20 protein-coding genes and 1 pseudogene are annotated in these 25648 nt (G+C 60.7%); 14 read left to right on the top strand and 7 right to left on the bottom strand.

Going from position 1 to position 25648, the window contains the following annotated elements; translation table 11 throughout:
• Nucleotides 1-54 precede the first annotated feature (54 nt).
• The 10 genes and pseudogenes from GQF02_RS07765 (at nt 55) to GQF02_RS07725 (ending at nt 11234) form a co-directional block, all read left to right on the top strand.
• Complete coding sequence (locus GQF02_RS07765; protein ID WP_160796147.1) at nt 55-1224, top strand: isovaleryl-CoA dehydrogenase; 1170 nt, start codon at nt 55-57, stop codon at nt 1222-1224.
• A gap of 71 nt (nt 1225-1295) precedes the next feature.
• On the top strand, nt 1296-2888 hold the full coding sequence (locus GQF02_RS07760; protein WP_160796145.1) for a carboxyl transferase domain-containing protein: 1593 nt from the start codon (nt 1296-1298) through the stop codon (nt 2886-2888).
• A gap of 8 nt (nt 2889-2896) precedes the next feature.
• Complete coding sequence (locus tag GQF02_RS07755) at nt 2897-3694, top strand: enoyl-CoA hydratase/isomerase family protein (protein ID WP_160796143.1); 798 nt, start codon at nt 2897-2899, stop codon at nt 3692-3694.
• A pseudogene (locus GQF02_RS07750) lies at nt 3694-5025 on the top strand (acetyl-CoA carboxylase biotin carboxylase subunit); the annotation flags it as partial. The gene GQF02_RS07755 and the pseudogene GQF02_RS07750, both read left to right, overlap by 1 nt.
• A 210-nt stretch (nt 5026-5235) precedes the next feature.
• The gene (locus GQF02_RS16245; protein ID WP_456236736.1) at nt 5236-5646 is read left to right on the top strand and encodes an acetyl-CoA carboxylase biotin carboxyl carrier protein subunit; all 411 of its coding nucleotides are present in this window, start codon (nt 5236-5238) and stop codon (nt 5644-5646) included.
• 10 nt (nt 5647-5656) lie between these two features.
• Nucleotides 5657-6565 carry a hydroxymethylglutaryl-CoA lyase gene (locus tag GQF02_RS07745; protein ID WP_160796139.1) on the top strand — a complete coding sequence of 303 codons (909 nt, stop codon included), beginning with the start codon at nt 5657-5659 and terminating at the stop codon, nt 6563-6565.
• Between the two features lie 491 nt (nt 6566-7056).
• Entirely contained in the window at nt 7057-7605 is a 549-nt protein-coding gene (locus GQF02_RS07740; protein ID WP_160796137.1) for a VOC family protein, read from the top strand.
• Nucleotides 7602-8615 carry a fumarylacetoacetate hydrolase family protein gene (locus GQF02_RS07735; protein ID WP_160796135.1) on the top strand — a complete coding sequence of 338 codons (1014 nt, stop codon included), beginning with the start codon at nt 7602-7604 and terminating at the stop codon, nt 8613-8615. The genes GQF02_RS07740 and GQF02_RS07735 overlap by 4 nt, the downstream gene beginning before the upstream one ends.
• Entirely contained in the window at nt 8612-9253 is a 642-nt protein-coding gene (gene maiA, locus GQF02_RS07730) for a maleylacetoacetate isomerase (RefSeq protein WP_160796133.1), read from the top strand. Before GQF02_RS07735 ends, maiA begins: the two co-directional genes overlap by 4 nt.
• A gap of 25 nt (nt 9254-9278) precedes the next feature.
• On the top strand, nt 9279-11234 hold the full coding sequence (locus tag GQF02_RS07725) for an acetoacetate--CoA ligase (protein ID WP_160796131.1): 1956 nt from the start codon (nt 9279-9281) through the stop codon (nt 11232-11234).
• An 83-nt stretch (nt 11235-11317) separates the two neighbouring features.
• On the opposite strand, the gene GQF02_RS07720 is transcribed toward GQF02_RS07725, so the two are convergent.
• From GQF02_RS07720 to GQF02_RS07700, 5 genes are all read right to left on the bottom strand, one after another.
• Nucleotides 11318-14062: an ImpA family metalloprotease gene (locus GQF02_RS07720; protein ID WP_160796129.1), complete on the bottom strand. Its 2745-nt coding sequence runs from the start codon at nt 14060-14062 to the stop codon at nt 11318-11320.
• A 241-nt stretch (nt 14063-14303) separates the two neighbouring features.
• On the bottom strand, nt 14304-15956 hold the full coding sequence (locus GQF02_RS07715; protein ID WP_160796127.1) for an ArnT family glycosyltransferase: 1653 nt from the start codon (nt 15954-15956) through the stop codon (nt 14304-14306).
• Nucleotides 15957-16054: 98 nt separating this feature from the next.
• On the bottom strand, nt 16055-16270 hold the full coding sequence (gene rpmE, locus GQF02_RS07710; protein ID WP_124734304.1) for a 50S ribosomal protein L31: 216 nt from the start codon (nt 16268-16270) through the stop codon (nt 16055-16057).
• 129 nt (nt 16271-16399) lie between these two features.
• The gene (cysS, locus tag GQF02_RS07705; protein ID WP_160796125.1) at nt 16400-17773 is read right to left on the bottom strand and encodes a cysteine--tRNA ligase; all 1374 of its coding nucleotides are present in this window, start codon (nt 17771-17773) and stop codon (nt 16400-16402) included.
• Between the two features lie 101 nt (nt 17774-17874).
• Nucleotides 17875-19560 (bottom strand): glutamine--tRNA ligase/YqeY domain fusion protein, encoded by a 1686-nt coding sequence (locus GQF02_RS07700; RefSeq protein ID WP_124734306.1) that lies wholly within the window; start codon nt 19558-19560, stop codon nt 17875-17877.
• 160 nt (nt 19561-19720) lie between these two features.
• Here GQF02_RS07700 and ppk2 point away from each other — a divergent pair, with 160 nt between their 5' ends.
• Complete coding sequence (gene ppk2 / locus GQF02_RS07695) at nt 19721-20752, top strand: polyphosphate kinase 2 (RefSeq protein ID WP_124734307.1); 1032 nt, start codon at nt 19721-19723, stop codon at nt 20750-20752.
• 51 nt (nt 20753-20803) lie between these two features.
• On the top strand, nt 20804-21229 hold the full coding sequence (locus tag GQF02_RS07690; protein ID WP_160796123.1) for an Ivy family c-type lysozyme inhibitor: 426 nt from the start codon (nt 20804-20806) through the stop codon (nt 21227-21229).
• 75 nt (nt 21230-21304) lie between these two features.
• Here the strand turns inward: GQF02_RS07690 and GQF02_RS07685 are convergent, their stop codons facing one another.
• On the bottom strand, nt 21305-21622 hold the full coding sequence (locus tag GQF02_RS07685; RefSeq protein ID WP_160796121.1) for a YkgJ family cysteine cluster protein: 318 nt from the start codon (nt 21620-21622) through the stop codon (nt 21305-21307).
• Nucleotides 21623-22083: 461 nt separating this feature from the next.
• On the opposite strand from GQF02_RS07685, the gene GQF02_RS07680 reads away from it, so the two are divergent.
• On the top strand, nt 22084-22290 hold the full coding sequence (locus GQF02_RS07680; protein WP_160796119.1) for a glycine zipper 2TM domain-containing protein: 207 nt from the start codon (nt 22084-22086) through the stop codon (nt 22288-22290).
• A gap of 126 nt (nt 22291-22416) precedes the next feature.
• Here GQF02_RS07680 and ggt read toward each other — a convergent pair whose 3' ends face one another.
• A complete protein-coding gene (ggt, locus tag GQF02_RS07675) occupies nt 22417-24096 on the bottom strand; it encodes a gamma-glutamyltransferase (protein ID WP_235930111.1) in 1680 nt (559 codons plus the stop codon).
• 396 nt (nt 24097-24492) lie between these two features.
• Between ggt and GQF02_RS07670 the strand changes: the two genes are divergently transcribed.
• Nucleotides 24493-25515 carry a nuclease-related domain-containing protein gene (locus tag GQF02_RS07670; RefSeq protein ID WP_160796117.1) on the top strand — a complete coding sequence of 341 codons (1023 nt, stop codon included), beginning with the start codon at nt 24493-24495 and terminating at the stop codon, nt 25513-25515.
• The last annotated feature ends 133 nt before the right edge of the window (nt 25516-25648 follow it).

The raw sequence follows: 25648 nt of genomic DNA, 5'->3' as shown, positions 1-25648 counted from the left end.
CGTTTACGTTAACGTAACTCATGATCAGGTAAAACAAGGAAGATGAGAAACACCATGACGGCGCACAGCGATTTTATTCTTGATGAAACCTGCCGCGCGCTGCGCGAAGCGGTACGCGAGTTTGCCAGTCGCGAAATTGCCCCGCACGCCGCCGCGATAGACCGCGACAACCTGTTTCCGGCCGGGCTATGGCTCAAGCTGGGCGAAATGGGGCTGCTTGGCATCACCGCCGAAGAAGAATATGGCGGCGCAGGCCTGGGCTATCTTGCCCATATGGTCGCCATGGAGGAAATTTCCCGCGCCTCGGCCTCGGTTGGCCTCTCCTATGGCGCGCACTCCAATTTGTGCGTCAACCAGATTAGCCGCAACGGCAACGCCCAACAAAAACAGCGCTATCTGCCCGGCCTGATTGCCGGCACCCACATCGGCGCGCTGGCCATGTCCGAACCCAATGCCGGTTCGGACGTCGTCAGCATGAAGCTGTCCGCCAGCCGTCACGGCGACACCTTTACGCTCAACGGCAGCAAGATGTGGATTACCAACGGCGGCGACGCCGATGTGCTGGTGGTCTATGCCAAAACCGACCCGGCTGCCGGCGCGCGCGGCATCACGGCTTTTATTGTCGAAAAAGGCATGGCCGGCTTTAGCCACGGCCCCAAGCTCGACAAGCTGGGCATGCGCGGCTCCAACACCTATCCGCTCTATTTCGATAACTGCGAAGTGCCGGCCGCCAATGTACTGGGGGAAATCGGCGGCGGCGTGAATGTATTGATGAGCGGTCTTGATTACGAGCGCGCCGTGCTGTCCGCCGGCCCCTTGGGCATTATGCAAGCCTGCATGGATCTGACCCTGCCCTATCTGGCACAGCGCCAGCAATTCGGCCAGGCGATCGGCGACTTCCAGCTGATGCAGGGCAAGCTGGCCGATATGTATGTCCAGCTCTCGGCCAGCCGCGCCTATGTCTACAGCGTCGGCGCAGCGCTGGATGCGGGCGCCAGCGGGCGCAGCGTACGCAAGGACGCGGCCGGCGTCATTTTGTATGCCGCTGAAAACGCCACGAAAATGGCACTGGACACCATCCAGTGTCTGGGCGGCGTCGGCTACACCAACGAGCTGCCGGCCGGCCGCCTGCTGCGCGACGCCAAACTGTACGAAATCGGGGCCGGTACCAGCGAGATCCGCCGCTGGCTGATCGGGCGCGAACTGATGGTGCAGCAGCGCTGACCCGAGCGTAGGGAGTCACCGTCTTCGCTCCCTGCTCCCTGCTCCCTACTCCCAATTCCCGACGCCCCATCATGCCCATACTCGAATCCTCTTTATTGGTACGTAGCGCCACCTTTCTCGCCAATAGCGCACGCATGCGCGAGCTGGTCGATGAGCTGACCGCACGCGTGGCGCAAAGCGCTGCCGGGGGGGGCGACACTGCACGCGCCAAACATACGGCGCGCGGCAAGCTGTTGCCGCGCGAGCGCATCGACCTGCTGCTCGACGCCGGCGCACCGTTTCTGGAGCTGTCGCAACTGGCCGCCTGCGGCATGTATGGCGACGAAGCACCCGGCGCCGGCATCATCACCGGCATCGGCCGCATTTCCGGCATCAACTGCGTCATCGTCGCCAACGACGCCACGGTCAAGGGCGGCACTTACTACCCGATGACGGTAAAAAAACATCTGCGCGCACAGGAAGTCGCCCGCGCCAACCGTCTGCCCTGTGTTTATCTGGTCGACTCCGGCGGCGCATTCCTGCCGCTGCAGGACGAAGTTTTTCCCGACAGGGAACACTTCGGCCGCATCTTTTTCAATCAGGCGCAGCTGTCTGCCGCCGGCGTGCCGCAGATCGCGGTGGTGATGGGCTCGTGTACCGCCGGTGGTGCTTATGTGCCGGCCATGAGCGATGAAACCGTGATTGTGCGCAATCAGGGCACCATCTTTCTGGGCGGCCCGCCGCTGGTTAAAGCGGCGACCGGCGAGGTGGTCAGCGCCGAAGAGCTGGGCGGCGGCGATGTGCATACCCGCGTCTCCGGCGTGGCCGACCATCTGGCCGAAAACGACGGTCATGCGCTGGCCATCGCGCGGCGCATCGTCAGCAACCTCAACTGGCCGCAGCCGGCCGAACCTCGGCCCGCCCTGCCGCCACGCCATGCAGCAAGCGAGTTGTACGGCGTGATTCCGGCCGACAGCAAGCAGCCGTTCGATGTGCGCGAAATCATTCTGCGTCTGGTGGACGACTCGGCCTTCGATGAATTCAAGGCCAACTACGGCAGCACGCTGGTCACCGGCTTTGCCCGCCTGAACGGCCACCAGATCGGCATTATCGCCAATAACGGCATCCTGTTTTCCGAGTCGGCGCTCAAGGGCGCGCATTTTGTCGAGCTGTGCTGCCAGCGCAAAGTGCCGCTGCTGTTTTTGCAGAACATCACCGGCTTTATGGTCGGCAAGAAATACGAAAACGGCGGCATCGCGCGCGACGGCGCCAAGCTGGTAACGGCGGTGGCCTGCGCGGCGGTGCCCAAGCTCACCGTGGTGATAGGCGGCAGTTTCGGTGCCGGCAACTACGGCATGTGCGGACGCGCCTTCGATCCGCGCTTTTTGTGGATGTGGCCCAATGCGCGCATCTCGGTCATGGGCGGCGAGCAGGCCGCATCGGTACTGGCCACCGTCAAGCGCGAGCAACTGGGCAATGACTGGAGCGCCGAGGCCGAAGAAGCTTTCAAGACACCGGTACGCGAACAGTACGAACGCCAGGGCCACCCCTTCTACGCCAGCGCCCGGCTATGGGACGACGGCATTATCGACCCGGCACAGACCCGAGACGTACTGGCACTGGCGCTGGATGCCTGCCTGTCCACCCCGATTCCCGACACGCGTTTTGGCGTGTTCCGCATGTGAGGCCTGCCATGGACAGCACGATACTGGAGATCGAACACAGCGCGGCCATCGCCACCTTGTGGCTGAATCGCCCCGCGCTACACAATGCGCTGAATGAAGCACTGATCGATGCGCTCACCCATGCCCTGAACGCTCTGGCAAGCGATGCCAGCGTACGCGTCATTGTGCTGGCCGGGCGCGGCGCAAGCTTTTGCGCCGGTGCCGATCTTGACTGGATGCGCCGTGCCGCCGGCTTTAGCGATGCGCAAAACCTGGCCGATGCACAAGCGCTGGCCACCTTGCTCAAGACCCTGTACCGCTGCCCCAAGCCGGTGATCGCGCGCGTGCATGGCGCGGCGCTGGCCGGCGGCATGGGTCTGGTCGCCGCGTGCGACATCGCCATCGCCACGCCCGAGGCCCGCTTTGGCTTGTCCGAAGTACGACTGGGGCTGATTCCGGCCACCATCGCGCCTTATGTCAGCGAAGCCATCGGCTTGCGCGCCATGCGCCGCTACACCCTGTCGGCCGAACGTCTCCAGGCCGACACCGCCTGGCGCCTGGGCCTGATACACGAGATTGTCGCACCTGACATGCTGGACAGCAGCATCGCAGCGGTGGCCCAGCAACTGGTGCAGGGGGCACCGGGCGCACTTGCCCAGAGCAAAAAATTGCTGCGCGCAGTGGCCGATGGCTCAACCAGCGATGACGCTCTTCTGGCCGAAACCGCCGCCCTGATTGCCCGCACCCGCGCCGGCAGCGAGGCGCGCGAGGGGCTCGCTGCCTTCTTCGACAAACGCCGCCCCGCCTGGCAAGAGGAGCAAGACTGATGCTGGCCAAGATTCTGATCGCCAACCGCGGCGAAATTGCCTGCCGCATTATCCGCAGCGCCCGCGCGCTGGGCATAGGCACCGTCGCCGTCTATTCGGAGGCCGACGCGAACGCGCAACATGTGCGCCTGGCCGATGAGGCCATCGCCATCGGCGCTGCCGCTGCGGCCGAATCCTATCTGCGCGCCGACAAGATTATTGCCGCCGCGCTGGCCAGCGGTGCCGATGCCATCCATCCCGGCTACGGCTTCCTGTCGGAAAACGCTGATTTTGCCCGCGCCTGCAGCGAAGCAGGCCTCACCTTTATCGGCCCGCCCGCCTCGGCCATCGAGGCGATGGGCTCCAAATCGGCCGCCAAGCGCCTGATGGCCGAAGCCGGCGTACCGCTGGTGCCCGGCTACCACGGCGAGAATCAGGACGACGCACGCCTGGCCGAGCAAGCCGCGCATATCGGCTACCCGGTCTTGATCAAGGCGGTGATGGGCGGCGGCGGCAAGGGCATGCGCGTGGTCGAGTCCGCAGCCGATTTTTCGGCGGCGCTGGCCTCGTGCCGGCGCGAGGCGCAGGCGGCTTTCGGCAACGATGTGGTGTTGCTGGAAAAATACCTGCAGCGCCCGCGCCATATCGAGATCCAGCTGTTTGCCGACAGCCATGGCCACGCGGTTTATCTGTACGAGCGCGACTGCTCGGCCCAGCGCCGCCACCAGAAAGTGATAGAAGAAGCACCGGCGCCGAATCTGGCTCCGGCCACGCGCCGCGCCATGGGCGAGGCGGCCTGTGCGGCGGCGCGTGCCGTGGGCTATGTCGGCGCCGGCACCGTCGAATTCATCATGGACAGCAGCGGTGTCTTCTACTTTATGGAGATGAATACCCGGCTACAGGTCGAGCATCCGGTCACCGAGATGATTACCGGGCAAGATCTGGTGGCATGGCAGATCCGCGTCGCCGCAGGCGAGCGACTACCGCTGGCGCAGCAGGACATTCCCTTATCCGGCCACGCCTTTGAAGCACGCATTTACGCCGAAGACCCGGACAAGGGCTTTTTGCCTGCCACCGGCACGCTCACCCATCTGCGCCTGCCGCAAACCAGCGCACGGGTACGCATAGACAGCGGCGTGATCGAAGGCGACAGCATCTCGCCATGGTACGACCCGATGATCGCCAAGCTGATCGTCTGGGGCGAGACACGCGAGCTTGCCTTGCAAACATTAAAAGCGGCGCTGGCCCAGTGCGAGATCGCCGGCGTCGCCTGCAATACTGCTTTTCTGGCGCGCCTGGCAGCCCACCCCGACTTTGCCGCCGGTCGTGTCGACACAGGCCTGATCGCCCGCGACGAAGCACGGCTGGTGCCGCCGCCCGCTGCCGCGCAAAGCTGGCAGCTGCTTTTGCTTACGCTGGCCGAAACGCTCAGCCCGGGCACACCCCTGCCGCTCACGCCAGGCTGGCGCCTGAACGGGACACTCAAGTGCCGCTTCGAATGGCAGATCGAAGAGTGCGTGCATACCGTCTTGCTGGAATACCGGCCGGACGGCTTGCGCATCATGCTGGCGAACGAGGTGTTCGATGCACGCATTCAGGCCTTAAGCGATGGTTTCAGCGCCTGGCTTAACGGTCAGCATTATCAGGCCCGCGTCATTCAGCTGGGTCAGCAACGCATCCTGTTCAGTCGCGGCCACAGCCTGAGCGCCCGGCTTGGCGACCCATATGCCTATGCCAGCCGTGAGATCCATGGCCACGCCCAAATCAAGGCGCCCATGCCCGGACGCGTCGTCGCCCATCTGGCCGCAATAGGCACGCAACTGGAAAAAGGCGAGCCGCTGATGATACTGGAGGCGATGAAGATGGAGCACACGCTTAAAGCGCCAGCCGCCGGCAGGGTGAATGCCTATCTGTTTGCCCCTGGCGAGCAAGTCGGTGATGGTGACGAACTGGTCGATTTCGAAGCCGCATAAGGAGCGCATCATGCAGGTCAAAATCGTCGAAGTCGGCCCGCGCGACGGGCTGCAGAATGAAAAACAGCCCGTTACGCTGGCGGGCAAGCTCGAGCTGATACAGCGCCTTGCCGCCTCGGGCCTCACGCATATCGAGGCCGGTGCCTTTGTTTCGCCGCGCTGGGTGCCGCAAATGGCCGACAGCGCCGACGTGCTGGCGGCACTGGATCTGGCAGGGCCGGTGCATTACCCGGTACTGGTACCCAATGAAAAGGGGCTGGATGCCGCACTGGCTGCCGGTGCGCGCGAAATTGCGGTTTTCGGTGCGGCAAGCGAGAGCTTCAGTCGCCACAACCTGAACATGGGCATCAACGACAGCCTGAGCGCCTTTGCCGCCGTCACACGCCGGGCGCTGGACGCGGGGCTGCGGGTGCGCGGCTATGTGTCATGCGTGCTGGGCTGCCCGTACGAGGGCGAAATCGCACCCTCCCAGGTTGCGCGGGTGGCTGCCGCGCTCAGGGAAATGGGCTGCTACGAAATCTCGCTGGGCGACACCATAGGCACCGGCACGCCAAACCGCGTGCACGAGATGCTCGCTGCCGTACGGAAGCAGGTGCCGGCCACGCAACTGGCCGGGCATTTTCACGACAGCTACGGCATGGCCATTGCCAATATCACCGCCGCCTTGCAGATGGGCGTGCATACCTTCGACAGCTCGGTCGCCGGCCTTGGCGGCTGTCCGTACGCGCGCGGCGCCTCGGGCAATGTCGCCACCGAAGATGTGTTGTGGCTATTGCAGGGCATGGGCTTGCAGACGGGTGTCGACTTGCGGCAGGTGGTCGACGCCGCCTGGTTTATCAGCGACCTGCTCGGCAAGATGCCTGTCTCGCGCGTGGCGCACGCACTGGGCCGCAGCCCGCATGCGGTGGCCCGTGGCTGAGCCTCTTATTATTTGGTGATGTCCCACACATGTTGGTGTTGATTGCATGCGATGCGCGCTATCCGTGCGTCAGCCACCCATCCCCGTTAGGCTCGCGCCGGTGCAAAAGTCGCTGGCGAGGTCTTAAGCTGGCCCTTGTTTGAGCGATTCGACGGTAGCGAATCGCGAGTTGGCCAGCGCCTCGCCAGCGACTTTTGCGCCGGGGGTTCGCGAGACTTCGGGGGCGCCGGGGATGCAAGGGGCCGGGCGCGTCCGGCCCCTGCCCGCATACCGCGCGGAAGCGGCAAGTAAAAAACACGTCCGCGTAGCGGACACAAAGTCCAAACCTATCTGCGCCAACTCGTAACTGAGAAACAACCTATTATTTGGCATTATTTGCCCTGTTTTTAGCCGACAAAGACATGACCTGTCTCCCGTTAAACCAGCATCCGCTTTAAGCTGGCATCCGGCGGCTGCGATACAGGTCGCCGGCCCTTTAAGGAGACACTGCCATGCTGGTTCAGAAAATCCATCATGTCGCTTATCGCTGCCGCGATGCGCGCGAAACCGTGCACTGGTACCAGACCCATCTGGACATGCGCTTTGTGCTGGCCATCGCCGAAGACCGCGTCCCCTCCACCGGTGAAGCCGACCCGTATATGCATGTGTTTCTCGATGCCGGCGGCGGCAATGTGCTGGCCTTTTTCGAGCTGCCGACCCAGGCACCGATGGGACGCGACCCGCATACGCCGGCGTGGGTGCAGCATCTGGCACTGGAAGTCGAATCGCTGGACGTGCTGCTGGCTACCAAACAAAAACTGGAGGCGGCCGGCATCAAGGTGATTGGCCCGACCGATCACACCCTGTTCCAGTCCATCTATTTCTTCGACCCCAATGGCCACCGGCTGGAGCTGGCGGCCAATACCGCCCGCCCCGGCATGCTGGCCGAGCTGGACAGGGTCAAAGACGCCATGCTTGACGAATGGTCACGCACTAAAAAAGCGCCGGCGCACGCACGCTGGATGCACGACGGCAGCTGGAACAAGGAAGCAAACACATGAAACTGGCCACACTGAAAAACGCCACACGCGACGGCACGCTGGTGCTGGTTTCGCGCGACCTCAAGCGCGCGCTGGCCGTGCCTGACATCGCCGCCACGCTGCAAGGCGCGCTGGACAATTGGGCACAGCTGTCCCCCAGGCTAGCGGAACTTGCGGCAGCACTTGAAGCGGGGCCGGTCGCCGGCGAGTTTGCCTTTGACGAAGCGGCCTGCGCTTCGCCCCTGCCGCGTGCCTACCAGTGGGCCGACGGCTCGGCCTATCTGAACCATGTCGAGCTGGTGCGCCGCGCCCGCGGCGCCGAAATGCCGGCCAGTTTTTACACCGACCCGCTGATGTATCAGGGCGGCTCGGACAGCTTTATCGGCCCGCGCGAAGCAATACGCGCGGCAAGCGAAGACTGGGGCATCGATTTTGAAGCCGAAGTCGCCGTCGTCACCGGCGATGTCGCCATGGGCGCGGATGTCGCCGCCTGTGCCAGCGCCATCCGCCTGATTATGCTGGTCAATGATGTGTCGCTGCGCAATCTGATTCCGGGCGAACTGGCCAAGGGTTTCGGCTTTTTCCAGTCCAAGCCGGCCTCCAGTTTCTCGCCGGTCGCCGTCACACCGGACGAACTGGGCGAGGCATGGCAGGACAGCAAGCTGCATCTGCCACTGCAAGTCAGCCTCAATGGCCAGGCTTTCGGCCACCCCAATGCCGGCGTCGATATGGTGTTCAGCTTCGCCCGCCTTGTCGCCCATGTCGCCAAAACACGCGATTTGGCTGCCGGCTCCATCATCGGCTCGGGCACGGTATCCAATAAGCAAGGCAGCCTCAATGGCGCCAAAGTCGAACACGGCGGCGTCGGTTTTTGCTGTCTGGCCGAAGTGCGCATGCTGGAAACCATAGAGCAAGGTGCGCCCGCCACACCCTTTATGCGCTTTGGCGACAGCGTAGAGATCCGCATGCACGACAGCGCCGGCCACTCTATCTTTGGCAGCATCATCAACCGCGTGGAGCAGGCCGAATGAAACTTTACGGCTACTGGCGCAGCTCGGCCGCCTATCGCGTGCGCATCGCGCTGGCGCTCAAGAGCCTGCCCTATCAGACACAGGCGGTGCATCTGGCGCACGCCGGACAACACCACCCCGACTACGCCGCACTGAACCCGCAGCAACTGGTGCCGCTCTTTATCGACGACGACGGCAGCCGCATCAGCCAGTCACTGGCCATTATCGAGTATCTGGACGAAACCCGCCCCGCCATTCCCTTGCTGCCGGCCGATGCCAAGGGGCGCGCACAGGTGCGGGCGCTGGCGCTATCCATCGCCTGCGACATCCATCCGCTGAACAATCTGCGCGTGCTGGACTACCTTAGAGCCGAGCTGGGTGCGGATGATGCGGCCAAAAACGCATGGATTGCGCACTGGATCAGCCTCGGGCTGGCGGCTCTGGAAAGCCGGCTCATCCAAGACCACCCCGCTAGCCGTTTTTGTCATGGCGAGCAGCCCGGACTTGCCGATTGCTGCCTGATTCCGCAGCTTTATAATGCGCGCCGTTTCGGGGTGGATCTCGCACCCTACCCCCAGCTGCTGGCGATAGATGCAGCTTGCGCCGCGCTGCCGGCCTTTGCCCAGGCCCACCCGCAACAACAGGACGACGCCGGCTAAGCCCGGCCGCCATCAGGAGAGACGCATGCAGGACACCCCGCTATGGAGCCCGCGCCCCGAGCGCATCGCAGCCAGCCATCTGGCCGCGTTCACCCGCCTGATGGCGTCGGTCAGCGGCGCGTCCTACCCCGACTATGCCAGCCTGTGGCAGGCCAGCATCGACCAGCCGGAAACCTTCTGGTCACTGCTGTGGGACTACAGCAAGGTCATCGGCGACAAGGGCAAAACCATCTTGCAGCACGGCGACAGCATGGCATCCGCCCGCTTCTTCCCCGAAGCCCGGCTTAATTACGCCGAAAACCTGCTGCGCCGTGATGATGAGGCGCTGGCCTGCGTATTCTGGAGCGAAGACAAGATCAAGCGCGAGATGCGCTATAGCGAGCTCAATGCGCTGGTCTCGCGCCTGCAGCAAGCCATGCACGGCATGGGCATCAGGCCCGGTGACCGTGTGGCCGGTTTTGTGACCAACCAACCCGAAACCATCGCTGCCATGCTGGCTTGCGCCAGTCTGGGCGCGATCTGGACCAGTTGTTCGACCGATTTCGGGCTGGATGGCTGTCTGGACCGCTTCGGCCAGACCGAGCCCAAGCTGCTGTTTTGCCCCGATGGCTGCTGGTACAACGGCAAGGCGATCGATCTTGCGCCGCGCGTTGCCGCCATCAGTGCCGCCCTGCCCAGCGTCAGCCGTGTCGTGGTGCTGCCTTATCTGGGTGAAGGCGAGGCTTTTGCCGCCGGTGTCGCCAAGGCTGAAACGCTGCAGGCTTTTATTGCCGCGCATCCGGCGCGCAGCATCGAATATACCCGCGTGCCGTTCAATCATCCGCTCTTTATCCTTTACTCCAGCGGCACCACCGGCAAGCCCAAGTGCATCGTGCATGGCCACGGCGGCACCTTGCTGCAGCACCTGAAAGAACACCAGCTGCACGCCGACATTCATGCCGGAGACACCCTGTTCTATTTCACGACCTGCGGCTGGATGATGTGGAACTGGCTGGCATCGGGCCTTGCCAGCGGAGCCACCTTGCTGACTTACGACGGCTCGCCCTTTGCCGGCGAAGGCCGCGTATTGTGGGACTATGCCGAGCAATACCATTGCAGCCACTTCGGCACCTCGGCCAAATATATCGACGGTCTGCGCAAGCTGGAGCTCAAGCCGGCCGAACACTGGCATCTGGATGCCTTGCGCACCGTTTTCTCCACCGGCTCGCCGCTGGTAGCCGAGAGCTTTGACTGGGTTTACGCCCATATCAAGCGCGACATCAATCTGGCCTCGATCTCGGGCGGCACCGATATCGTGTCCTGCTTTGCGCTGGGCAATGCCTGCCTGCCGGTATGGGCAGGCGAGCTGCAATGCCGCGGCCTTGGCATGGCGGTCGATGTGCTGGATGAAGCGGGCAAGTCGCTACGCGGGCAAAAGGGTGAACTGGTATGCCGCCAGCCCTTCCCCTCCATGCCGGTCGGCTTCTGGAACGATCCGCAAGGCAAGCGCTACCATCAGGCCTATTTCGGCCGCTTTGCCGGCTTGTGGGCCCATGGCGACTATGCCGAGATCACCGCCCACGACGGCCTGATCATCTATGGCCGTTCGGATGCGGTGCTGAACCCGGGCGGCGTACGTATCGGCACCGCCGAAATCTACCGCCAGGTCGAAGCCATCCCCGAGGTGCTCGAGAGCCTGGCCGTCGGCCAGCGCTGGCAAGGCGACGAGCGGGTGGTGCTGTTCGTACGCCTGCAAGCAGCGGCAACGCTGGACAGCCCGCTGGTCGAACGTATACGCCGCCAGATCCGCGACGGCGCCAGCCCGCGCCATGTGCCGGCGCGCATTATTGCGGTGGCCGATATTCCGCGCACCCAGTCCGGCAAAATCGTCGAGCTGGCGGTACGCAACATCATCCACGGCGAACCGGTCAATAATGTGTCAGCCTTGGCCAATCCTGACGCGCTGGCGCTCTATCGCGACTTGCCCGAGTTGCAATGGTGAATGGAGAGTGGGGAGTAGCCGCCTTCCGTGACCACTCCCGAAGGGCGGCTGACGCCGCCCTTAACGCCAACAAGCATTACGGATCAGAACGGATAGACATCCATGCCCGAGGCCAGATTCAGCCAGCGCCCGGTAGACAACTGGTTGCCCTTGCCCGGTGCCAGCGCGTAAAACACCTTGCCCTGCAGCGGCAGATTCAAATCGGCCACCGAGTCCAGCGCCGTTGCCGATAACGGAATGCCATACATTTCGAACAACTGCCTCAGGTCGCGTCCGATGATCTTGGACGACAGCACATACAGCAGCTCGTGGTTGCTGATGCTGTTGTTTGCGTAACGGCCCATCGCATACTTGTTTTTATTGAGCGGATCCCAAGCACTAGCTACCAGACGATCGCCCTTGGACAGCAGGGTGAAATACTCGAGACTGGTCAGCAAACCTGACTGTGCTTCGCCATGGCGCGCCTGGGCATAAAGGAAAGCCAGCTGGAAATGCACGGCGCGCATGGCGTTGTGGTTCTGCCCGCCACCGATCCAGAACCAGTTATACATATCCTGCTGCAAAGCCGACCCCGTCAAACCCTTGTCGAGCGAACGTTTGGCCGCACCATATAGCGCCTTATGGTCGATACGGTCACCATTGACATCAATGCCGGTCAGTGCGAACTGCCTTAGGGCACTGGCGTTGGCCAGGATATTGTTGTCGCACTCGACGACGCAGCCCTTGCCTTCAAACACCAGCTTTTGCGAGCGCGGCACGGTGTTATGCCCCAGTTCATGCCACCAGCCCCAGCCCGGCGCCAGACCGGCAGCACCATCGGATGGATTGCCCGAACACAGGAAACCGCATTGCGCCAGCCAGCCGACAAAATGCTGGACCGAAGGGGCGCGCTGCTTGCTGCCGCTACACTCCCAGCCGAATTGGGCACACAGTTCGGCGACCCTGGGCGACATCGCCATATTGCTGTAACCATTGACCAGATGGTTGCTGTCGAAGATCCGACCCTTGAGTTCATCCAGTACATAGGTTTTCGGATCCTTATTGCCGATCACCGCCTTGGCCTTGGCTATCGTCTGCTGGACTTCGCCGCCTTCGAACTTGGCCGTCTGCCAGCCAAAATCGCCACGCTGTAGCGCAGCCACGGCATCGGCCTGCTCGCTCTCGCTGATAGGCCGGGTAAAGTCAAAATGGGCGTAACGGGTGGCCCCCTTGATGCGCAGCTTCACGCTCTTGCCGGCCGTCGCGCCGCTGTAGTCCAGAAACAACGGGCCACCCCAAGGAAAGACGACGGTATTGACCTGACCTGACTTGAGCTTGACCTGATGACCATCCGGATAACGTGCGCGGTCGTAGTTGTCGGATAGCGGATTGCCGCGTGCACGGATAAAACCGATACGCACCCCCAGATAGCCGGCCCCCCCATCGTCCAGCACCTCGATCTGAACGGCCTTGCCCGGCAAGGCGCCACGACCTATCGCCGTTTTGCCGCCCGCTTGTGCAATTGTCACCTCGAGCTCTTCATCGATTTGCGACGGGCTGATGTTTTCTACTGCCTGCGGCATCCAGTCACCATAGGTTTTAGGTGTACTGGTATTGGCACGCACGGCAAACGACCAGGAGTCCGATGCCAGTGCCCGCAAGAAACTCGAGGGCTGGCCGTTGCGGTTGAGCGGGCCATAATCGATTTCACGGCGCCAGACATCGGCCCACAGCACCACATAACGCAGAAAATCGGTCGACGCCGTCTCGAACAAGGGCGTGCCGGCGCTTTGGTAAGCATTCTTTTCCTGCGCGATACGATCCAGTGTCGCGATATGGCCACTCAGATCCCCGGCAGGCAAGGCATCATTCGCCAGTGCATCGATCAGCGCAATCCGCGAAGAGAACGCCCCCCGGCTATCAACTTTTTGCAAAGACTGGGCCATCGTCCGCGTCGCGGCGACTGCACCGCCTGCCCAGTACTGCCCGCCATAGTCAGGGCTAAGCGTCAGCCCCATGGCGGCCGGGATCTGCTGCGCGCCGTAATTCCAGTTGGACTGCACATACAGCACCGACTTGCCGGCCGCCAGATATTTTTTCACCTGTGCAGCAGCCGCTTCGGTGTTCGTACTGCCCTGCCCGAAAACAAACAGATCGATGTCCTGCCAGCAGCTGTTCTCCTGCGCCACGGCACAGGCAACAGGCTCGGCAATGCTATCCGCACGCTTAAGAAAGCCCGCCATATTGGCGGAGGAATAGGCATGCGTGGCATAACGCACTTTGGCCGGCAAGCGCTCGTCGCTTGCACGCCCGGTCAGCAGCCAGTTCATGCTGCGCTTAAACAAGGGGAAATATCCCTGCTGCGCCCGGCCGGCATCCGCCATATTCCACAATACATCGCCGCCCCAGGCGATAGCACGTCCGCTGCCAACCTCGGCCATCGCAGCCAGCACCGCCCCATTGTCGGCAATCACCAAAGGTGCCGCATTATCGCTGGCAGGCCAGACTTGGCGGCTATTACCGCCAAAGTCATAGCCCTGCTGCACATCACCCTGCAGCATCGGTTCAAGCAGGCGCAACTGGTTCTGCCTGGCGTTTTCCACCAGTAAACGCGCCCCCGCCAGCAAGCCTTGATGCGCATCCAGCGGCAAGTCGCCCGGGTCACCACTGGCAACCGCCTCAGCAACCGGCTGATAGGGGTAATAGGCATCTACCGCAGTATCCAGCCCCGCTACCGGGACGGGTGCAACACCCTCTCTGCCCGGCTTGCCGTCTTCAGCACCATTACCGCCACCACCGCCCAGACAGCCACTGAGCAGCAGCACGGCTGTCAATTTCAGATACTTCACGACCTTCTCCTTTTTGTTATTAAAATCGCCAGAAAAAATGCCAATGGCAATTTGGTCGCAGATTGTAAATTAAAAAGTTTAAATTTGCAGCCTCATTAAAATCAAAAACAAAAATATAGACTGTGAACGGACTCTGCCGCGGACCATTTCAGAGGCCAAGCACTCTCAAAACGACCTCTTTTCAGACAAAAAAAGGGCGGCACAGCGTGCCGCCCTTCATATAAACATCTGACTAAAACGCTCAGGGCTGACGCCTGAGCAGACCGTATTGCTCATCCTTGTCGCGTGGTCGTGAACCGCTCCATAGCACCTGCCAGCCCGGCTCGGCCAAGCCTTCATCGCGCGTACGCACCACCAGTTGCCAGTCACAAGGCGGGGTTTCACCCGCGATATAAGGCTTGAGCTCGAGGCCGGCATAATACCGCCAGCTCAGGCGTGCCATGCTGTTACGGCTGTCGGTGGCTACACACTGCACATCATCCGGCAGCACCACCATCATTTTATCGACCACCGGCCGGTAGCTCTTGGCGGCATCCAGCCAGGGCAGCCATAAGGTCATGCCCAGACCCCAGAACAAGGTGATGCCGGCGGCCCAGTTGGTGACGGCCTGACGTCCGCGCAAATGGCGTCGCGTCACCGCCCATAACCAGCCCAGGGTCGCCAGCAAGGCAAAACCGGCCGCGATAAACGAGATATACGGCACATAGTAAGGACTGAAATAGTGCGCGCGTCCGGCCAGGCGCTCGGGCCAGCCGAAGTTCATCGCCAGCCAGCCCAGCCACACCAAAAGGCCGAACAGGCCAAAAGTCATCAGACCAAACCAGTTAAGAAAAGCAGCCGCCCCGCGACGCAGGGTATCCAGCTCGGCCGCAGCCAAGACCGCCAGCGGCAACAGCAAGGGCAAGGCCGACTCGCTGGACTGGCGACTGGACAGGGTCAGTACCAGCATGCTCACCGCAAAGGCAAGCAGCGGCAACTGTATCATCGGCCGCTTAAAACGCTGGATGCGGTAACTGCGATACAGCGTCCACATGGCCAAGGGCCAGGCGGGGAAGGCATACCACAGCACGGTCTTGGAGTAGTAACCGGGCTCATGGAAAAAGGCGAGTCGGGCAAAGCCGTTGAACGGGCCCAGCGCAAACGCATCCAGCCACAACTGGAAGGCCAGAGGATGGCTACTTTTAAAGCCGATCAGCCACAGCGAGCACAAAGGTACGGCAATCAGCAATGCCATCAACAGCGTAATGGCGTGACGCCTGCTGCGCCATGCAGCAAATACCGGCAGGCTTAGCGCCAAAAGCCACACCAGTGCGACTTCGAATGCGCTGGTCGACAGCAGCAGCCAGACGCTGGCCAGACCCAGCAAAGCACCACCCAATGCAGGAGCACGCAGCGCCAGCGTCAAGGCGTAAAAGGCAGCGGCAAAGCCGGCAAAGCCGGCGACGACCGGATTCATCTCGTGCCCGGTCACGATCAGGCCAAAGCAGCCGATCAGAATCAGCACCACACTGCGGCCATGGCGGCGGCCGATCAGCTCGCGCCCGGCCCCACCGGCAAAAGCAAGACCGGCCGCCATGCAAAACGGCGTCGCCAGCCGGATGGCGTCATGCACAGGCAATAGCCATGGCGAAAACAGCTTGGCAAACACGGCGCCCAGCCAGTAATACAGCGGGGCGTCGCGCAAGAAAGCCTTGCCGTCCAGCGCCGGCACCAGATAATTGCCGCTGGCCAGCATCTGCTGCACCACCGCCGTTACCCACGGCTCATCCGGCCGCCACGGGTCGTGTCCGAGTATGCCCGGCCACAGCCAGATAAAGGTCAGCAACAGCAACAGCCATGGCCGTTCGGTCGGCACCGGGGCCGTATTGTCATGATTCGGGGTGTAGGTCAGCATTTGCGAGCCTGGCCATAGGAGGCAGGGAAAAAATCAGGGTAACAGAAAATGAAAAAGGCAGCCTAGGCTGCCTTTGACTGCATACATTCTGCCAGCGATTAACGCTTGTAGAAGTTGCTGAAACGCTGGTTGAAGCGGTCAACACGGCCTGCGGTGTCAACAATCTTCTGCTTGCCGGTGTAGAACGGGTGGCACTGCGAGCAAACTTCGATCGTGAATGCGTCTTTAGCCATGGTGGACTTGGTGGTGAACTGGTTGCCGCAAGAGCAAGTTACCGACAGGTCTTTGTAATTCGGGTGGATTTCTGGTTTCATCATATTTCCTTGGGTTACGGGTGCAGGGGTTTTGCCTGCACTGCTTGGAGAAAGCGGGGATTATCCGCGCTTTAGCAAGGCTTGACAAGCCTGCTGCGACGGCACGCCGCCACAGCAGGGCAAAACAAGTCAGGCACGACGCCAGGTGGTGGTGCCGGCGCTGTCTTCCAGCACGATGCCCTTGGCGGTCAGCTCGTCACGAATGCGGTCGGACTCGGCCCAGTTTCTGGCTGCGCGCGCATCGCGACGCGCCACGATCAAGGCATCGATAGCCTCGGCCGAAATAGCCTCCTCGCCGACACCCCCTTGCAGGAAGGCCTCGGGCTCGCGTTGCAGCAGGCCCAGCAAACCGGCCAGATCCTTCATCAGGCGCGCCAGCACGGCATCCTTGTTCTTGTTGACTTCACCTGCCAGTTCGAACAATACGGCAACAGCTTCCGAGGTGTTGAAATCGTCATCCATCGCCGCCTTGAAGCGTGCCGCATACGGCTGGTTCCAGTCGATGCCGGCAGAGGCAGGCAGATCCAGATCACGCAAGGCGGTATACAGACGGGTCAGCCCCTGGCGCGCATCATGCAGGATGCCGTCGGTAAAGTTGACCGGGCTGCGATAGTGGCTGCGCACGATAAAGAAGCGCACGACTTCGCCATCGAAATGCTGCAGCACATCACGGATGGTGAAGAAGTTGCCCAGACTCTTGGACATCTTGGTGCCGTCGACGTTGATAAAGCCGTTATGCAGCCAGTAGTTGACGTACTGGTGGCCATGCGCGCCCTCGGACTGGGCAATTTCGTTTTCGTGGTGCGGGAATTGCAGGTCTTCGCCACCACCGTGGATATCGAAATGCTCGCCCAGATGGAAGCAGCTCATCACCGAGCATTCGATATGCCAGCCCGGACGCCCCTCGCCCCACGGACTGGTCCAGGATGGCTCGCCCGGCTTGGCCGCTTTCCACAACACAAAGTCCATCGGGTCGCGCTTGAACGGGTCAACCTCGATACGCTCGCCGGCACGCATATCATCCAGCTTTTTGCCGGACAGCTTGCCGTAACCTTCAAACTCGCGCACGGCATAGTAAACGTCACCATTGGCGGCGGCATAGGCCTTGTTGTTGGCGATCAGCTGCTCGATCATCGCGATCATGCCCGCAACGTGCTGGGTCGCGCGCGGCTCGAACGTCGGCGGCAGCAAGCCCAGCGCAGCCGCATCCTGATGCATGTCGGCAATCGTACCCTCGACCAGTTCCTGCGGCAGGATGCCGCGCTCGGCCGCCCGCTTGATGATCTTGTCGTCGATATCGGTGATATTGCGCACATAGGTTACGTCGTAGCCGGAGGCCTGCATCCAACGATAGATCACATCAAACGCCGCCAACATCCGTGCATGCCCGATGTGACAGAGGTCGTACACCGTCATCCCGCACACATACATGCGTACCTTGCCAGGTTCGATCGGTTGGAAGACTTCTTTCTGTCGGGTCAGGGTGTTATAGAGGCTCAGCATGATGTTAAAACCTGTCTTTTTTACTTCAAGAAAACCGGCAGGAGCATATCGCCCTGCCGTCTGTTGCAGCCGCTACGGATAGCAGCGGCCAGCGCTACAACTTATTTGGCCCAGGTGTCTTTCAGGCCCACGGTGCGGTTGAATACCGGCTTGCCGCCTGCCACATGATCGATGCGGTCGGTCACAAAGTAGCCCACGCGCTCGAAGTGGTAACGCGTTTCAGGCGCGGCGTCTTTCACAGCCGGCTCGACATAGGCGGTAATCGTCTTCAGCGAGTTTTCACTCAGGAAGTGACGGAAGTCGACATATTCGCCATCTTCGCCACGCACCGCATCGGGGCGTGCTTCGGTGAACAGGCGGTCATACCAGCGCACTTCGGCTTCCAGCGCATGTTCGGCCGATACCCAGTGGATCACGCCCTTGACCTTGCGCCCCTCCGGATTTTTACCCAGCGTATCGTAATCGATGCTGCAACGCAGTTCGGTGATCTCGCCGGACGCATCGGTCACGACTTCGTCACACTTGACCACATAGCTGTAGCGCAGACGGACTTCGCCGCCCTCGATCAGGCGCTGCCATTTTGGCGGCGGCACGGCGGCAAAGTCGTCACGCTCGATCCAGATTTCGCGCGACAGCGGCACATCACGCTCGCCAAGCTCGGGGTGCTTGGGATGGAAAGGTGCGCTGCGGCTGCCGGCAAGTGCGGCGTCGAAGTTGGTCAGCGTGACCTTGAGCGGATTCACCACCGCCATCACGCGTGGCGATTCGCCTTCCAGCGTATCGCGCACCGCGCCTTCGAGGATGCTCATATCGACCACGTTTTCACTACGCGACACGCCGATACGCTGCGCAAACAGGCGGATCCCCTCCGGGCTCATGCCGCGGCGACGCATGCCGGCGATGGTCGGCATGCGCGGGTCGTCCCAGCCGGATACCACGCCATCGACGACCAGCTGGTTGAGCTTGCGCTTGGACGTCAGCGCATACATCAGCTCCAGACGCGAGAATTCATACTGGCGCGGATGGCAAGCGATGGAGATATTGTCCAGCACCCAGTCGTACAGCGGACGGTGGTCTTCAAATTCCAGCGTACACAGGCTGTGGGTGATGCCCTCCAGCGCGTCGGAGATGCAATGGGTGTAATCGTACATCGGGTAGATGCACCACTTGTCACCTGTACGGTGGTGATGGGCACGGCGAATGCGGTAGATCACCGGGTCACGCAGATTGACGTTGCCCGAGCTCATATCGATCTTCAGGCGCAGCGTCTTGCTGCCGTCGGCGAATTCGCCGGCTTTCATGCGGGTGAACAGGTCGAGGTTTTCCTCGACCGAACGGGTACGGTACGGGCTTTCACGACCGGGCTCGGTCAGGCTGCCGCGATAGGCGCGCATTTCTTCGGCTGACAAATCATCGACAAACGCCTTGCCCGAAGCAATCAGCTCCAGCGCGTAATCGTACAACGCATCGAAATAGTCGGAAGCAAAGCGCACATGGCCGTCCCACTTGAAGCCCAGCCACTCGACGCCTTCCTTGATCGCCTGCACATACTCGTCCGACTCTTTCTCGGGGTTGGTATCGTCCATGCGCAGATGGCACTTGCCGGCATAGTCTTCGGCCAGACCGAAGTTCAGGCAGATGGACTTGGCGTGACCGACGTGCAGGTAGCCATTGGGCTCGGGCGGGAAGCGGGTCACGATGGACGCGTGCTTGCCCGACGCCAGATCCGCGTCGATAGTGGACCGAATGAAGTTACTGACAACTGGTGCGCTGTGTTCCGTGCTCATTTTGAATGTCTGTTGCAAACGTCGAATCGGGGAATTGTAACCGATCAGACGATTCTTTCCGAGTACTGCAATTTGCGCCCCGTTTTCCCGCGTCACCACACAAAAAACCATGCTAGCATCATGGATGGCAAACAAGATCATCAAAGGAAGAGGTCCACTCATGACCCAGAAAACAAATCCTCCCATCACCGACGTGCCGGCCGGGGACATGGCCGCGGCCACGCCGCCAGCCAAACCTGCCCGCGCCCCCCGCAAACCGCGCACGCCGACCGCAAGCGCCACGCAAAAAGCGCATGAGCAGTCGATCAGGGATATAGAAGCCATCAGCCATGCACCGATCGCCACGCTGGTAGCCAAGGCACCACCAGGCAGCAGCGAGGACAGCACCGAAGCGCCGCTACCGGCTGACTACCCTTACCGCACGCGCATGCGCCGCGCCGAATACGAACGGCAAAAGGCCGAGCTGCAAATCGAGCTGTTGAAGGTGCAGAACTGGGTACGCGAAAGCGGGCAGAAAATCGTCGTCCTGTTCGAAGGGCGCGATGCCGCCGGTAAAGGCGGCACCATCAAGCGCTATATGGAACACCTGAATCCGCGCGGCGCGCGGGTGGTGGCACTGGAAAAGCCGACCGAAGTCGAGCGCGGGCAATGGTATTTCCAGCGCTACGTGCAAAACCTGCCAACGGCAGGCGAGATCGTGTTTTTTGACCGCTCCTGGTATAACCGCGCCGGCGTCGAGCGGGTGATGGGCTTTTGCAGCCCGACCGAATACCTGGAATTCATGCGCCAGACTCCGCAAATCGAACGCATGCTGGTCAATAGCGGTATCCGGCTATTCAAATTCTGGTTCTCGGTCAGTCGCGAAGAACAGTTGCGCCGCTTTGTCTCGCGCCGCGACGACCCGCTCAAGCACTGGAAACTGTCGCCTATCGACATCCAGTCGCTGGATAAATGGGACGATTACACCGCAGCCAAAAAGGCCATGTTCTTCCATACCGACACCGCCGACGCGCCCTGGACCGTCATCAAATCCGACGACAAGAAGCGGGCACGCCTTAACTGCATCCGCCACTTCCTGCATCTGCTCGATTATCCGGACAAGAATCCGAAAGTCGCTTGCCTGCCGGACGCCCGCATTGCCGGGCCGACCTCCTTGCTAAGCGAGCTGGAAAAGGACGTTGCCAGCTTTTAAAGCCTGATGGCGCCGCCAGCGGTGCCATCCCCACCCCACAAGGAACGCAGCATGAAGTATCCGCTCATCTTGGGGCTGCTTCTGGCCGGCCTTGCCACCTGCGCACATGCCGCAGACCGCTATCAGGCCTATCTGTTCGATGTCATCAGACAGGAGCGCGGCCTCGCTATCAGCATCAAGAAAGAAATCGAGAAAATCCAGCCGGGCAACTACGCCGCGCTGGCCTCGGGGCCGCAATCGCCGGGCGAAAAACTCACCCTGAACGGCCAGACCTATTACCTCTACAGCATGTGCGAGCAGCACAACTGCTTTGACAATAATGCCGCGATCTTTTACAGCCCCAAAACACGGGATCTGGCAGGCTACGTATTCCAAAGCGACTGCAGCGTCAAAACCTTCGGCAACACCAGCAGCGCCATGCAAAATGCGCTGGCGCAATACCTGGGTACCGATGCCAGCCTGAACCGCTGCAAATAAAGACGCACCTGCCCTATACGCGCACAGGCACCCTTCTGTCAGCGGGTTCAACTGAGCGCAGCAAAACCGTCCTTGCTATGCAGAGATAAGCTGCGGGACGCTTAAGCCCCAGCGTTCACGTGCACGCAGGCACTGCGCATCACCTTCGCGCACATCATGGCAAGTCGACGGCCGGTCCGGATAAATGGCACACGACACCTGTGTGCCGACCTCGCCTTGCAAAGCCACACATAAGGGAAGATCCGACCAGGTGCCGCGCATGCAACGGCGCCATGGATCAAGTTCTTCGGTGAGTTCGGCTGGGACAGTGCCGCCACCATCACTGGTTTCGGCCCAATAAAAAGACACGCGAAAACTGGCGCAGCAAGCGCCACAAGATTGGCATTGCGACATACAGACGGGCAAAAAACAAAAGCATTCGGGCTGCCGATTTTACAAATCAGGCTAAAGAAAGACAAGCAATTACCCATATCAACTAATCAGGCGCCAACACAGCGCGTGAGCACGATACCCGCAACACACAGACAAGCTTGCAGGGTGCAAAAAGGCAGGCACGGGCTACAACAAAACAAACGGCCATGCGACACCGACCGTGCACTGGCAAGCACGCCTCTGTCGTTCAAGCTTTTATGCTTGAGCGCACAATGACGGGATGCGAACCTGGCGAAGGATGTCGCTCTCTTTCATTTTTATCGTCCATGCCCAGCCTTACGCCTGATGTCTGGCCATATACGGCACTTGCATCCATGATTGGCGGCAGGCTTCATTCACCAGGACGATACAAACCGGGCAAAAGGATGGATGCCGCCGGGCACAGGCTTATCCATCCTACCCGCTACCCAGGAGTACCAATCATGAAAACCACGCTCACCCGCTCGCTACTGATCCTCACCCTAGCCGCAAGCATGGCAGGCTGTGCCGGCATGAGCCAGAAGCAAAAAAATGCCGCCGTTGGTGCCGCCATCGGCGGTGTCGCAGGCTCGGTACTGACGAATGGCGGCACGCTGGGCACCGTAGGCGGTGCAGCCATCGGCGGCGCCATCGGTCACGGTGTCAAGTAACAGCCACATCAGCAAGGCCCGCCTGCCGTGATGGCAGGCGGGCCTTCTTCATTTGTGGTACAGGGCGTGCAATAAACCGCAAGCCCTCCCGGACATGCCGCAGCACATCCGGAATCATGCCGGCAATTACTTCACGATACGGCCAACGCCACGACCGCGCGGATCGGATGCGGTTTCAGGCATGTTGCCGTTAATGCGGATCGCCTGGATGTCGCCCATATTCCAGCCTTGGTCTTCCAGCGTGTAACCCATGGCCTTCAGCTCTTCGGCCTGCTTGCCCGCGAGCGGTGCATAGGCATCAAAGAAGATCGTGTCCTTGGGCAGCAGCTGATGGTGTACGCGCTGCGCTGCCACGGCCTGCTGCAGCGGCATATTGTAGTCGTACACATTGTTCAGCACCTGGAAGATGGAGGTAAAGATGCGCGAGCCGCCCGGCGTGCCCAGCACCATTGCCACCTTGCCATCGCGCGTCACGATGGTCGGGCTCATCGACGACAGCATGCGCTTGCCCGGCTCGATCGCGTTGGCGTCCTTGCCCACCACGCCAAAGGCGTTAGCCACGCCCGGCTTGGCACTGAAGTCATCCATCTCGTCGTTCAGCAAAAAGCCCGCACCCTTCACCACCACGCCGCTGCCGAAGTCCCAGTTCAGCGTATAGGTGTTGCCTACCGCATTGCCCCACTTGTCGACGATGGAGAAATGCGTGGTCTGGCGTGTTTCCAGACCCGGCTTCACCTTCTCGGTCGGCGAAATGGCCTTAGGATTGACTTCCGCGGCACGACGGGCCAGATAGGCGTTGTCGGTCAGCTGCTTCACCGGCACTTTGGAGAAGTCCGGGTCGCCCAGATAATCGGCGCGGTCGGCAAACACGCGCTTTTCAATCTCGGACAGCAGGTGGATGTATTGTGCCGAATTGTGCGCCACACCCTTAAAGTCGGCGGCACGGTTTTCCTTGATGGTCAGCAGTTGCTGCAGGGCAATCCCGCCGGAGCTGGGCGGTGGTGCCGTGTAGACCTTATTGCCGCGCCAGCTGATCTTGATCGGCTCGCGCCACTTGGCGCGGTAGTCACGCAGGTCGGCAGCAGAAATCAGGCCGTTGTCCGCCTTCATCTGCGCCACCAGCAAGCCGGCCGTCTTGCCCTGATAGAAATCTTTGGCACCGTATTTCGAGATACGGCGCAGCGTTTCGGCCAGCTCTGGCTGGCGGAAGGTCTCGCCGGCTTTCATCGCGCCAAAATAGCTTGCGAAGTTGGTCTTGTCGCCGAAGAACTTCACCGCATCCTCGCGGTACTGGAACTGCCCCGGCGCCACGACAAAACCCTGCTCGGCAAAGTGGATCGCCGGCTTGATAAGCTCGGCCCACTTCAGTTTGCCAAAGCGCTGATGCGCATCCCACAGCCCCATCACCGTGCCGGGCACGCCGGCAGCGCGGGCGCCGACCAGGCTCAGGTTCTCGATCACCTCGCCCTTGGCATCCAGATACATATTGCGGGTCGCCGCCTTGGGCGCCACCTCGCGATAGTCGAGGAAATAGGGTTTACCGTTGTGGTAGATGGTCATGAAACCGCCGCCACCGATATTGCCGGCTTCCGGATAGGTCACGGCCAGCGCAAACGCGGTCGCCACCGCCGCATCCACCGCATTGCCACCGGCTTTCAGAATCTGCTCGGCCACCTGCGCGCCATACTGATCCGGTGCCGCCACCGCTCCCGCCGCCAGTGGTGCAGTTGCGGCCATCACGCCTTGCGATGCAGACCAGATCACGGCAGACAACACACCACCGTGTACATACTTGATTGACAACATTGATGATTTCCCCTTGTTTTTCACGAATCAGCAGCATGGCCATGCCTGATGCCGGCACTTTGCCATGCCCTGCACGACATATTTACATTTCATACATGTGAATGTAAAGCAACGACGTTTATATATTAGGAAAAGCTAATTAACAGAGGGACTTAAACAGCGTGGTGATATTTTCAATCAGGACGAGAGGTGTAGCGCAGGCGCGAGGCGTATTGGCGGGCGCCGTTGGTGCGGGGTTGCGAAGTGGCTGCGGGTCACCTTTTTCGGTCACATCTTTTATCGAGACCATGACCCTGCCCGCATTCCCTCGCTCCATTGCGCTCAGGGAGATAACCCAAAGACATCATCCTGCCGCGCGAGTAGAATGCCATAGAAATATCTACGTAGCCCAAGCATATGCTCATCAAGTCTACCGACGACAAACAGCCCCTACTTGCCCAACTGGAGAATCTGCTTGGCAAGGCAGATCCCAAGACCAAGACCCGCATCGAAGAAAAACTCCGCATCATGCGTGCCGGCATCAAGGGCGAAAAAGAAGCAGCCTATTTGCTCGATTTCGACTTTACTACTTCAAAAAATGTGGCCGTGATCCATGATCTGAGACTGGAAATCAATGGCCGAGTCGCCCAGATCGACCACTTGCTGATAGATCGCATGCTGGAAATTTATGTACTGGAAACCAAGCACCTCAAGGACTCGATGAAAATCACCGAGGACGGGGAGTTTATGCGCTGGAACAGTTACAAAAAAACCCATGAAGGCATGCCATCTCCGCTCGCACAAAATGAACGCCACATCTCGGTACTGAAAGATGCAGTCCAACAAATAGAGTGGCCGACACGATTAGGCCTGCGTCTGATGCCTTCATTTTCATCATTCATACTCGTCAGTCCCGGCACCCGCATCGACCGCCCGAAAAAATTCGACACCCGCGCCATTATCAAGGCCGACGATTTCAAGAAAGCCCGCGAGCGTGCCATTGAGCAGGAAGGCATTATTGGCGCGATAGGTTCCGTCGCCAAAATGGTGAGTTCGGAAACACTGGAAGGCATTGCACGTCAAATGGCAGCCTTGCATATTCCGCAACACACATCAGCCGCCAAGACATTTACGCCCAGACCTGCTGTACCTGCCATTGCTTCCGTTCCAGAACAACAGGCAGCCCCTGTAACAATCAAACCGGAACTTCCCGCCCCCATTGAAATAAGCTGCCGCCACTGCCAAGGAAAAACCTTGGCTATTAGCTACGGAAAATACGGCTACTACTTCAAGTGCAAGGAATGTGACGGCAATACCCCGATACAGACAGGCTGCGCGATTGATGGGCACCGGGAACGCATCCGCAAGGACGGCAAGCTTTTCTATCGCGAATGTTCCGATTGCAAGCGCTCCGAACTGTACTGGACCAATCCGGATTAAATCTCGCAGGAGCGGGGTAGACAAACCGGAGGGTGTAACTCACCGGCGGCTACGCTGATTACCAATACCTTGGTGGGTTACGCCGCTTGTCAGCGGCTAACCCACCCTTGTATCTGTTGTCTCGTGGTGATTA

The sequence above is a fragment of the Craterilacuibacter sinensis genome (genome assembly GCF_009831765.1).
GTDB lineage: Bacteria > Pseudomonadota > Gammaproteobacteria > Burkholderiales > Chromobacteriaceae > Craterilacuibacter > Craterilacuibacter sinensis.
The sequence above is the reverse complement of the archived record's forward strand: the minus strand, read 5'-3'. Positions and strand labels throughout refer to the sequence as shown.